9 protein-coding genes, 1 tRNA gene and 2 pseudogenes are annotated in these 10,415 nt (G+C 62.3%); 6 read left to right on the top strand and 6 right to left on the bottom strand.

The window, feature by feature from the left end:
* Together ACE3S9_RS08565 and ACE3S9_RS08560 are read right to left on the bottom strand one after the other, a co-directional pair.
* Window positions 1-580: pseudogene (locus ACE3S9_RS08565) on the bottom strand (MFS transporter); the annotation flags it as partial.
* 99 nt (window positions 581-679) lie between these two features.
* Window positions 680-1,063, bottom strand: coding sequence for a hypothetical protein (locus tag ACE3S9_RS08560; protein WP_374546025.1), 384 nt, complete (start codon window positions 1,061-1,063; stop codon window positions 680-682).
* A gap of 205 nt (window positions 1,064-1,268) precedes the next feature.
* On the opposite strand from ACE3S9_RS08560, the gene ACE3S9_RS08555 reads away from it, so the two are divergent.
* Together ACE3S9_RS08555 and ACE3S9_RS08550 are read left to right on the top strand one after the other, a co-directional pair.
* Complete coding sequence (locus tag ACE3S9_RS08555; RefSeq protein ID WP_374546024.1) at window positions 1,269-1,631, top strand: ArsR/SmtB family transcription factor; 363 nt, start codon at window positions 1,269-1,271, stop codon at window positions 1,629-1,631.
* The gene (locus tag ACE3S9_RS08550) at window positions 1,603-2,070 is read left to right on the top strand and encodes an SRPBCC family protein (RefSeq protein ID WP_374546023.1); all 468 of its coding nucleotides are present in this window, start codon (window positions 1,603-1,605) and stop codon (window positions 2,068-2,070) included. Before ACE3S9_RS08555 ends, ACE3S9_RS08550 begins: the two co-directional genes overlap by 29 nt.
* Window positions 2,071-2,259: 189 nt before the next feature.
* On the opposite strand, the gene ACE3S9_RS08545 is transcribed toward ACE3S9_RS08550, so the two are convergent.
* Window positions 2,260-2,607: a hypothetical protein gene (locus ACE3S9_RS08545; RefSeq protein WP_374546022.1), complete on the bottom strand. Its 348-nt coding sequence runs from the start codon at window positions 2,605-2,607 to the stop codon at window positions 2,260-2,262.
* Window positions 2,608-2,836: 229 nt separating this feature from the next.
* A complete protein-coding gene (gene guaB / locus ACE3S9_RS08540) occupies window positions 2,837-4,321 on the bottom strand; it encodes an IMP dehydrogenase (protein ID WP_374546021.1) in 1,485 nt (494 codons plus the stop codon).
* A gap of 345 nt (window positions 4,322-4,666) precedes the next feature.
* Here guaB and ACE3S9_RS08535 point away from each other — a divergent pair, with 345 nt between their 5' ends.
* Together ACE3S9_RS08535 and ACE3S9_RS08530 are read left to right on the top strand one after the other, a co-directional pair.
* Window positions 4,667-6,097 carry a DHA2 family efflux MFS transporter permease subunit gene (locus ACE3S9_RS08535; RefSeq protein WP_374546020.1) on the top strand — a complete coding sequence of 477 codons (1,431 nt, stop codon included), beginning with the start codon at window positions 4,667-4,669 and terminating at the stop codon, window positions 6,095-6,097.
* 573 nt (window positions 6,098-6,670) lie between these two features.
* The gene (locus ACE3S9_RS08530) at window positions 6,671-7,420 is read left to right on the top strand and encodes an outer membrane protein (RefSeq protein ID WP_374546019.1); all 750 of its coding nucleotides are present in this window, start codon (window positions 6,671-6,673) and stop codon (window positions 7,418-7,420) included.
* Window positions 7,421-7,506: 86 nt separating this feature from the next.
* Here the strand turns inward: ACE3S9_RS08530 and ACE3S9_RS08525 are convergent, their stop codons facing one another.
* Together ACE3S9_RS08525 and ACE3S9_RS08520 are read right to left on the bottom strand one after the other, a co-directional pair.
* Complete coding sequence (locus ACE3S9_RS08525) at window positions 7,507-8,211, bottom strand: RlmE family RNA methyltransferase (RefSeq protein WP_374546018.1); 705 nt, start codon at window positions 8,209-8,211, stop codon at window positions 7,507-7,509.
* A 69-nt stretch (window positions 8,212-8,280) separates the two neighbouring features.
* Window positions 8,281-9,369, bottom strand: coding sequence for a Ppx/GppA phosphatase family protein (locus ACE3S9_RS08520; protein ID WP_374546026.1), 1,089 nt, complete (start codon window positions 9,367-9,369; stop codon window positions 8,281-8,283).
* 186 nt (window positions 9,370-9,555) lie between these two features.
* Between ACE3S9_RS08520 and ACE3S9_RS08515 the strand changes: the two genes are divergently transcribed.
* Both ACE3S9_RS08515 and ACE3S9_RS08510 read left to right on the top strand, forming a co-directional pair.
* Window positions 9,556-9,629 (top strand) — tRNA-Gln (locus tag ACE3S9_RS08515).
* A gap of 342 nt (window positions 9,630-9,971) precedes the next feature.
* A pseudogene (locus ACE3S9_RS08510) lies at window positions 9,972-10,415 on the top strand (transposase); the annotation flags it as partial.

The raw sequence follows: 10,415 nt of genomic DNA, 5'->3' as shown, positions 1-10,415 counted from the left end.
TGCCCTGTTCGATGCGCAGGCCCAAAGGCGCGAAGCGGCAGGGCGACGGCCCGAGATGGGCCAGTTCTTCAAGCGCCTTGTCCGGCGTCGTCTTGAGGGCGTTGACGCGCAGATCGAGCGGCGCCCGTGCTGCGAGCGCCCGGCCCTCCTCCGCCGCGCGCTCGCCGAAGGCGCGCAAAAGAGAGGGCGCGAGCCATTCGGGAAAGTCGCCGCGAACCCAGTCCGGCGCCCCCGAAAGATCGGCTGCGGCGAGCGCGGCGCGCTCCTCCGCGCTCAGGGGCGCGGGGGCATGGCCTTCGCCGCTGAAGGAAGCGGCGATGTCATCGGGCGAAAGCCCGCGCGCCAGCAAAAGCGCGCCGATCATTTCCGCGCGCGGCGTTTCTTCCTTCATGATCCAGCGCGCCGAGGCGCGGCGACGCAGGGCGTCATAGACCAGCGAGGCGATGGCCGCGCGATCTTTCGAGCCCGCGAAACGATGGGCGAGGCCCCAATCCTTCAGGGCGTCGGCGGCGGGACGACGGCGCGTCTCCAATTCGTCGAGAACTTCGATCGCGGCGGCGATGCGGGCGTCGGGATGCATGATGGCCTTCAGGCGAGTGGGTCAATCGAGCGAAAGGCGCCCGTCTCGCCACAGGTCGTTTCACAGTCCACCCCCGCGCGCAACCCGAAAACGGGGCGGTCACGCGAGGCTTTCGCCCTCAGGAGCGCGAAGCACCAGCCAGGCGAAGAGTATCGCGTCGAGCAATATGACGATCGAGCCCAGCGCCGCGAAGGGATCGCCAATCGGATGGTCCGTATGGACCAGCGCGACGCCGATGGAGAGGACCAGTGTGCCCGCGATCCAGATCCAGACGTGCGTCCGCGCGAGAGACTGCGCCTCGACCAAGGGATTGAGGCGGTAATAGAAGCCGAAGAGAAAGAGGGAAACGAATCCGAGCAGGTTGAAATGGGCATGGGCCGCGAGCGTCGAATGATCGCCGGATGCGCCCATCAGCAGCCCCCACGCCATTCCGACGACGACAAATAAAACGCCTGCTTTGAAACAAAGGCTGGACGGCTTCATGACTCCCCCTTTCACGCGGCGGCGACGGTTTGAATCCGTCGTCGCAGCCGCGCCTTGTGAAGGATCGCATTGTTGTCGGGATTTGCGACGCCGCCAATATGAAAGGCCTTTCCCGATCGTTCGCGCGTTCGCTCAGGCCGCCTTGCAGCCGGCTGCCGGTCGCCCTGCGCTGGACAGGCCGCCCAAAGCGATCTAATTTAACCAAATGGTGAAATACGAAACACAACTCGATTCCGTCTTCAACGCACTCGCACATCCGGCCCGACGGGCCATGCTCGCGCGATTGAGCCGCGGCGACGCCACCGTGGGCGAACTGGCGGCTCCGCTCGCGATCTCGCCGCCGGCGGTGACGAAACATCTCAAGGTTCTGGAAAATGCGGGCCTGATCAGCCGAGGCCGGAACGCCCAATGGAGGCCGTGCCGTCTTGAAGCCGCGCCGCTGCGATCCGCCTCGGGCTGGATCGAGGAGCAGCGGAAAATCTGGGAAGCGCGGTTGGACCGCCTGGAAAACTACCTTCAAACAATGGAAACGGGAGAAAATGGCGATGGCGATACCGGCGGCGAATGAACGCGAATTGATCCTGACTCGCGAAATGCCCTTCGCCCGCGAAAAGGTCTGGAAGGCCATGACCGATCCGGACCATGTCAACAATTGGTGGGGTCCTGACGGCTTCCGCAATGAAGACGTAACGATGGATTTCCGCGTCGGCGGCGCCTGGACTTTCGTGATGGTTGGCCCCGATGGCGCCCGCTATTCCAACCATTCCATATTTAAAGAGATCGCGCCGCCCTCCCGCCTTGTGTTTGACCACGGCGATGGTGAACGCGTCTGGTTCGAAATGGCGGTCACGCTGGAGGAGACGCCGCGCGGAACCCTGGTCACCTTGCGTCAACTCTATCCGAGCAAGGAATCGCGCGACGAGGTGGTCGAGAAATATGGCGCCGTCGAGGGCGGCAAGCAGCACCTCGCCAAACTCGAAGCCTATGTGCGGGACAGGCTGGCCTGAGCGAAAGCAATCCATAATCGGCCGCCATTGAGACGAAAGGTGGATTGCTTCGCTCCACTCGCAATGACGCCGCTGGCTGGGGTCGTTTCACACTCCGCCCTCCCGCGAACCTGAAATCGCCGCCCGAACATCCTGCGCTTCGAAATCGCGCAGTCAGATCGTTTGTCCACATAGGTGTCTTTTGGGTGGTTAATTCGCGTTTTCTGTTTCGCCGGAGGCGTTTCGTGAAACATTTATCAGCGTAAAGCAGACTTCGAGCACCAGCCTTATTATCATCAGCCACAGCAGCGACACGGCAAGGTGCGATATCACAGCGATCATATCGCTAAACGCAACGGCAATCGCGGCGAGTCCTGTCGGATTTAGAGAGAGCCATAGATGCAAAACATCAAAGACTTCAAACAGGATTCGAACGCCATAAACAATCAGCGTCAATTTCCAGATTGAACGACCTAAACGCTCGACATCGACGCGGCGCAGGGAGAAAAAGTCGCCAATAGTTGAAGGTCGGCGACCATTTGAACGCATAGCTTCCATTTCGTGCTCCAAAATTCTTTTCCAGGACAAGAGATAAAAAGATGTCTCATAGCCTATGCGAAAGCACGTGGAGACAGCCGCGCCACTTATGCATGTGGGATTGCGGTGACAGGATGCGAATTCCCTAAACTGAGAATTCAGAATTGACTCGTCAGCCGCAAGGAGCCTCACCCGGTGCGCTCGGACGTCCGCAAGGACGCCCGCCCGGTGGCGCAGCCTTTAACGCCCCTCACAACCCCGTCGGATAGTTCGGGCTTTCGCGGGTGATCGCCACGTCGTGGACGTGGCTCTCGCGCAGGCCTGCGTTGGTGATGCGCACGAAACGCGCCCGCTGCTGGAAATCCGGGATCGAGGCGGCGCCGACATAGCCCATGGCGGCGCGCAAGCCGCCGGCGAGCTGGTGCAGGATCGGCGCGACCGGGCCGCGATAGGGCACCTGTCCCTCAATGCCTTCCGGCACCAGCTTCATCTGGTCCTTGATGTCCTGCTGGAAATAGCGGTCCGCGGAACCGCGCGCCATGGCGCCGACCGAGCCCATGCCGCGATAGGCCTTGAACGAGCGGCCTTGATAAAGGAACACCTCGCCGGGCGATTCCTCGGTGCCGGCGAGCAGCGAGCCGATCATCACGCAATCGGCGCCGGCCGCGACCGCCTTGGCGAAATCGCCGGAATATTTGATGCCGCCGTCGCCGATCACCGGCACGCCAGCCTTGCGGGCCTCGGAAGCGGCTTCGAGAATGGCGGTGAGCTGCGGCACGCCGACGCCCGCGACGATTCGCGTCGTGCAGATCGAGCCCGGGCCGATGCCGACCTTGATGGCGTCCGCGCCGGCGTCGATCAGGGCCTTGGCGCCTTCGGCGGTCGCGATATTGCCCGCGATCACCGCCACCTTGTTGGAAATCCGCTTGATGCGCGTCACCTGATCGAGCACCGATTGCGAATGGCCATGCGCCGTATCCACGACGATGCAATCCACGCCGGCGTCAATCAGCAGTTCGGCGCGCTCATAGCCCTTGTCGCCGACCGTGGAGGCGGCGGCGACGCGCAGCCGGCCGGCTTCGTCCTTGCAGGCGGACGGATGCAGGGTCGCCTTCTCGATATCCTTGACGGTGACCAGGCCGACGCAGCGATAATCCGCGTCCACCACCAGCAGCTTTTCGATGCGGTTCTGGTGCAGCAGGCGGCGGGCCTCGTCCTTGTTCACGCCCTCGCGCACGGTGACGAGCGTCTTGGTCATCAGTTCCGAGACCGGCTGGGCCGGATTATCGGCGAAGCGGACGTCGCGGTTGGTGAGAATGCCAACCAGTTTGCCCGGCTTGTCGCCGGGGCCGCGCGCGACGACCGGAATGCCGGAAATCGAATGCCGGCTCATCAGGCCGAATGCGTCGGCGAGGGTCTCGTCGGGAAAAATGGTGATCGGATTGACCACCATGCCGCTCTCGTAACGCTTGACGCGGCGCACTTCCTCGGCCTGCTCGGCGGGTTCGAGATTGCGATGGATGACGCCGATGCCGCCGGCCTGGGCCATGGCGATGGCGAGTCGAGCCTCGGTCACCGTATCCATCGCCGAGGACATGATCGGCAGGTTGAGTTCAATGTCGCGCGTCAGCCGGGTCTTGATCGAGACGCCGGACGGCATGATTTCCGAGTGACCGGGACGCAGCAGGACGTCGTCGAAGGTCAAGGCTTCGGTCAATTTGGGAAAATCGTTCATTGCCAGCTCCATCGGCGCAAAGGCGCGGTGCGGAAGATCGTGGCGCGGGCGCCATCCGAGTTGGCGGCTGCTCTTAGCATTTCTTTCGCAGCTTTCAAACCATGCGCGGCATGAAAACGAATCGTCGGGGCTGAGGGAGCGCCACGCCAGCCCGAAGCGCGCGTTTCGGACGTGAAACATCCGTTTCGCACATTTCCTCGCCGGCGCGTTCGGGTTAAGAGACCGACGGAGAATTTTGGCGCGACGTTGCTGACGGCGTCAACGCATGAGGACGGCGCGGCCTGGTATTCCTAAATCGTCTCCTGAAATACAGGCTCCATCGCACGGAACTGGCGTCTTTTTTCGATGATCGAAGCTCAACAAAGCCGGGGCGGGCGCGAGCGGCCGTTCATCCTCACGCCGCTGATCGTCGCCTGCGCCCTGTTCATGGAGAATCTCGATTCGACCATTATCGCCACCTCGCTACCGGCGATCGCGGAGGATCTGCATCAGGATCCGATCGCGCTGAAACTGGCGCTGACCTCCTATCTGCTGGCGCAGGCGGTGTTTATTCCCGCCTCCGGTTGGGTCGCGGACCGATTCGGCACGAAACGGGTGTTCGGCGCGGCCATCGTCACTTTCACCATCGGCTCGATTCTGTGCGGTTTTTCGAGCACGCTGTCGCAATTCGTCGCGGCGCGCATCGTGCAGGGCTGCGGCGCGGCGATGATGACGCCGGTCGGCCGCCTGACCCTGTATCGCTCCGTCGAGCGCAGCGAAATCGTGCGCGCCATGGCCTATCTGACGATTCCCGCTTTGGTCGGACCGATCCTCGGACCGCCGCTCGGCGGCTTCATCTCGACCTATCTGCATTGGCGCTGGAATTTTTGGATCAATGTCCCGGTCGGCGTCGTGGGCGTGATTCTCTCCACTCTTTACATACCCGACATCAGGAACGAGGACGTCGCCCCCTTCGACGCGTTCGGGTTCGCGCTCTCCGGCCTTGGCCTGTCGAGCGTCATATTCGGCTTGACGGTGCTGGGACGCGGCTTTCTGCCCAGCGGACCGAATTTCGCCCTGGTCGCGGCCGGCCTTGTCCTGGTCGGCTTCTATGTGCGCCACGCCTTACGCGTTCCCAATCCGATTCTCGACCTGCGGCTGCTGCGCATCCGCTCCTTCTGGGCCAGCGTGGTCGGCGGCTTCCTGTTTCGCATCGGCGTCGGCGCCACGCCTTTTCTCTTGCCCCTGCTGTTCCAGCTCGGTTTCGGCATGACGCCGTTCCAGTCAGGCCTGACCACTTTCGTCGCGACCGCAGGCGCGCTGCTGATGAAAACCACGGCGGCTTCCGTGCTCAGTCGATTCGGATTCCGCGCCACCTTGATCTTCAACGCCCTCATCAGCGCCGCCTTTCTGTTCGCGAACGGCTGGTTCCGGCCCGAGACGCCCCAGATGGTGCTGCTCATTGTCCTGTTCGTCGGCGGCTTTTTCCGCTCGCTGGAGTTCACCGCGCTGAACGCCCTCGCCTATGCCGATATAACGCCCGCCGACATGAGCCGGGCCACCAGCCTTTCAGCGGTGGGCCAGCAATTGTCGATTTCGTCGGGCGTCGCGATCGCCGCCGCAGTGGTCGAGGCGACGCGGGAGCTGTCGCCCGGCGGCGAACTCGGCTTCAGCGACTTCCCGCCGGCCTTTTTCGTGGTCGCCGCAATCACCGCCGCCTCGGCGCTGATCTTCACGCGGCTTCCAAAAGATGCGGGCGCGGCCTTGTCCGGCCATCGTCCGCCCGGCCAGGCCTGACGCGCCGCTTGACCGTTCAAAAAAGCGGCGTTAGCAAACGAAAAAAGAGCGAAAGCAAAAAATTTGCCGCGCAAACGCGCCCAAATTGACCGCTTGACCGGCAGAACGATGACTTTTCGCGCTGTTTGGCCGGCCGATCGAACAATCCCTGGAAAATTTACCGACCTCCCGTCCTCGTTAACCAACGGGAAGGTATATTTTCAAATATCCTGAAACAATGAGCAGTTACGTCCCTTGATCTTGGCCGGGGATAACGAATCGCTATCCTCTTTGGCGCGGATTCTAAAGAAACGAACTGCCCAACGGCGCGTGGGAACACAGCAAAAGCGAAAATTTACGCTCGACGCGGCGTCCTTAATGGAATATCAAATTTTTGTCATTGATTGTCGTTACGCCGCGTTTCCGCCGGATTCCCGGCGAATACGGACGCTCAGTGAGGCACTTTTGCAACACGCCATGACAATCAAGCCGACACAGTTTTATTCGGCTAGCCTTGGTTGGTAAGTCGAATTATGGTCTGCCCACGATAGCGGCTTGCGGTCGTTATGGCATTTAGCAAGGAAGGAAATATCAATGCGTAATCTTCTTCTCTCCACGGTCGCCTTCGCGGCTCTGGCGGGCTCGGCCTTCGCCGCCGACCTGCCTTCTCGTAAGGAAGCTCCGGTTTACGTCGCTCCGGCTCCGGCCTTCTCCTGGACCGGTTTCTACCTCGGTGCTGACATCGGCGGCGCTTTCGGCTCGACCAGCCTGCACTCCGACTGGACCGGCTGGAACTCGCACAGCCTCGACACCTCCGGCGTCCTCGGCGGCGGCTATGTCGGCTACAACTATCAGCTGAACCAGAACTTCGTGCTCGGCATCGAAGGCGACTTCCAGGGCACCGGCGCTTCGCAGTCGTTCTCGTGGGTCACCCCGGCTCTGGGCGGCGCTGGCTTCACCGCCAAGAGCAGCCTGGATTGGCTCGCTTCGATCAACGGCCGCCTCGGCGTTTCCTATGATCGCGCTCTGTTCTACGCCATCGGCGGCGCCGCCTGGGCGCAGGGCACTGCGTCCCTCACCGGCACCACCACCGGCATCTGGTACGGCTCCGTCTCCAAGACTGCCGACCTGTCCGGCTGGGACGTCGGTGGCGGCGTGGAATACGCCTTCACCCCGAACTGGGTTGGCCGCGTCGAATATCGTTACTACGACTTCGGCAACTACAACCTGAGCCCGTGGGTCAACACCCTGACCGCCCTGCGCGAGCAGAGCTCGGTCAACACCGTCCGCGTCGGCCTGGCTTATCTGTTCAGCGCCCCGGCTCCGGTCGTCGCCAAGTACTGAGATCCGTAAGGATCTGGGATTTCCCAGAGAGCCCGGCCAATCGGCCGGGCTCTTTTTTATTGGTTTTCTTTGAGAGCCGTTCGACTTCAGGAATTACGGGAAGCGCGGAAGCCGGTGGCGAGCACATAGAGTTCCGATGAATCGGCCCGGCTCGCATTGGGCTTGATATGGCGCACAGTTGCGTAGTCGCGCTTCAGACGACCGACCAATTCACCCGTCTCGCCGCCTTGAAACAGCTTGCACAGGAAAAAGCCGCCCGGCCGCAGGACTTCGCCCGCGAAATCGACCGCCAGCTCGGCGAGATGAATGATGCGGAGGTGATCGGTCTTCTTGTGGCCGGTGGTATTGGCCGCCATGTCGGAAATGACGCCATCGGCCTCGCCGCCCAACATAGCCTTCAGCCGCTCCGGCGCCTCGGGGTCCAGAAAATCCTGAACGGCGAAATCGACGCCCGCGATCGGTTCGATATCCAGCAGATCGATGCCAACCACCTTGCCCTGCCCCTCGGCGGACCGGACTTTTTTCGCCGCCGCCTGCGACCAGCCGCCCGGCGCGGCGCCGAGATCGACGATCTTCTGTCCCGGCTGCAGGAGGCGGTGCTTTTCGTCGATTTCGAGCAATTTATAAGCGGCGCGCGAACGCCAGCCCTCGCGCTTGGCGCGCGCCACATAGGGGTCGTTCAACTGCCGTTGCAGCCAAAGCGTAGAGGACAGCGTGCGTTTGCGCGCCGTCTTGACCCGCGTTTTGAGATCGCGCCCGCCCGGACCGCCGGCGCCCTTCGTCGTTTTCACTTTCTGCCGCCCTTTTGCGCGAGACGCTTTCCCGTAGCCGCAAAAGCGCGCGCTGAACAGGGTCCGGACTTAAAAAGCGAAGGAACGATCGGCCCGCATCAATTCGAGCAGAATGCCTTCCCGCAAGCCGCGATCCGCGATGCGAATCCGTTCCGACGGGAAGCACAGGCGAATGCCCTCGAGAATCGCGCAGCCGGCCAGCACCAGATCGGCGCGATCCGGTCCGATGCAGGAATTCTGCGACCGTTCGGCATAGGACATGCCGCGCAGGCGATTCATCACCGCGTCGATTTCGGCGTGCGACATCCAGAGGCCGTCGACGCGGCGGCGATCGTAGCGCGGCAGGTTGAGATGCACGCCGGCGAGCGTGGTGACGGTGCCGGACGTCCCGAGCAGGTGGAATCGCTTGCAGCGCTCCTCCTTGGAGGCGGAGGCGAGGAATTGCTGCAATTCCGACACGACCAGATTCGTCATGTCCGAAAACTGCGTATAGGACACGTCCGCGCCGCCGAACCGTTCGGCCAGCGTCACGACGCCCAATTGCAGCGAGGTCCAGTGCCGCACGCGCTCGGCGCCCGGAACGCCGGAGCCTGCCGAGAGCCAGACGATTTCAGACGATCCCCCGCCGATATCGAAGAGAACAACGCTCTTTGCGGCGGCGTCAGCCAGCGAGGCGCACCCTTCGGCGGCGAGCCGCGCCTCGGTTTCGCGGCTGATGACTTCCAGCGCCAGGCCAGTCGATTCCTGCACGCGTTCGATGAATTCGGCGCCATTGGCGGCCGCGCGACAGGCCTCCGTCGCGATCAGCCGCGAGCGCGTGACGCCGCGCGCGCTCATCTTGTCGCGGCAGACCAACAAGGCGTCGATGGTGCGGCGAATCGCCGCCTCGGAGAGGCTTCCCGTCTGACTTAAGCCTTCGCCGAGACGGACGATTCGTGAAAAGGCGTCGACGATCCGGAAATTCTCGGCAAAACGCTGATCGGGATCGCGAATGGGCCTCGCCACGAGCAAGCGGCAATTATTGGTGCCAAGGTCGAGCGCGGCATAGGTCGCCGTCCGCCGCACGCTGCAGGGTCCGCCGCCGGGGGCGTACCGCTGCAACCGCGCCGCGTGGCCGATAGACTCCTCCGCTCCCATGGCGTCGACTGACGGCACCATCACTCCCCGCGCCCGCACAGGCTTTTGCCTCAACACGTCAGCATAAAGCGCCGATGCGCGAAGCGACAAGGGATTTGTGTGGAAAAGGAGCTTGGTTGATCCAGATCAAGCAGATTCCGGGCCGAAATCGGGGTTGCGTTCCCAGCGCCACTTCGCTATGTGAGGGCCACGCTAGGCCTTGCCCGGTGGGAGATAGTTCAACGGTAGAACAGCGGACTCTGACTCCGTTAATCTTGGTTCGAATCCAGGTCTCCCAGCCAATGTAACTAGCTGAAATTACGCGAAATTTCTGATTTATGTGCCGGGCGGCTTTCCTGCATGTGCCGGATATGTGCGAGTTTGGGTTGCGCCGTCCCCTGCCCTATGACCCCGTGACGATCGCCAATGCGGCCGAGCTCGGTCTAACGTGCGTGATTCTCTATCGGCGAAATTGTCGCTGCGAGGGCGCGATCAGCTTTGACGCCCCGTCGCTGCTCGCATATCAGGCGAACCGAGCCCGAGATGACGGCGGCCGCAGGTGTTGACCTGCCTCCGTTAAGCTGGACCGTTTAAAGCTGGAAAATTCCAATTTAGCAGCCTGGGCTGCGGATGGAGTTTTCGGCATGAAGAAGTCGAAGTTCACGGAGGCGCAAATCGCCTTCATTTTGCGGCAGGCGGAGGAAGGAACGTCGGTCGGCGAAGTCTGCCGCAAGGCCGGCATCTCGGACGCCACGTTCTACAATTGGCGCAAGAAATACGCCGGCCTGATGCCGTCGGAGATGAAACGGCTGCGCCAGCTCGAAGAAGAAAACGCGCGCCTGAAGCGGATCGTGGCGGACCTGTCGCTCGACAAGGAGATGTTGCAGGACGTCATCAAACGAAAGCTCTGAGGCCTGCTCGCCAGCGGTCGATGGTCGACCTTGTGCGCGCGCTCTGGCAGGTGAGCATCCGTCGTGCTTGCCGCGCTCTGCCAGTCGAACGCTCGACCTATCACTACCGCTCCCGACGGAGCGATCAGGCCGGCCTCATCAAACGGATCAAGGAGATCGCCGAGACGCGCATGCGTT

It is taken from the genome of Rhodoblastus sp. (assembly GCF_041915505.1).
Classification (GTDB): Bacteria; Pseudomonadota; Alphaproteobacteria; order Rhizobiales; family Beijerinckiaceae; genus Rhodoblastus.
This window is presented reverse-complemented; position numbering and strand designations above follow the sequence as displayed.

Coding starts and splice junctions, on each gene's coding strand:
- ACE3S9_RS08555 (WP_374546024.1), top strand. CDS start 1,269: ATGGTGAAATACGAAACACAACTCGATTCCGTCTTCAACGCACTCGCA.
- ACE3S9_RS08545 (WP_374546022.1), bottom strand. CDS start 2,607: ATGGAAGCTATGCGTTCAAATGGTCGCCGACCTTCAACTATTGGCGAC.
- ACE3S9_RS08550 (WP_374546023.1), top strand. CDS start 1,603: ATGGCGATGGCGATACCGGCGGCGAATGAACGCGAATTGATCCTGACT.
- ACE3S9_RS08520 (WP_374546026.1), bottom strand. CDS start 9,369: ATGGTGCCGTCAGTCGACGCCATGGGAGCGGAGGAGTCTATCGGCCAC.
- ACE3S9_RS08560 (WP_374546025.1), bottom strand. CDS start 1,063: ATGAAGCCGTCCAGCCTTTGTTTCAAAGCAGGCGTTTTATTTGTCGTC.
- ACE3S9_RS08530 (WP_374546019.1), top strand. CDS start 6,671: ATGCGTAATCTTCTTCTCTCCACGGTCGCCTTCGCGGCTCTGGCGGGC.
- guaB (WP_374546021.1), bottom strand. CDS start 4,321: ATGAACGATTTTCCCAAATTGACCGAAGCCTTGACCTTCGACGACGTC.
- ACE3S9_RS08535 (WP_374546020.1), top strand. CDS start 4,667: ATGATCGAAGCTCAACAAAGCCGGGGCGGGCGCGAGCGGCCGTTCATC.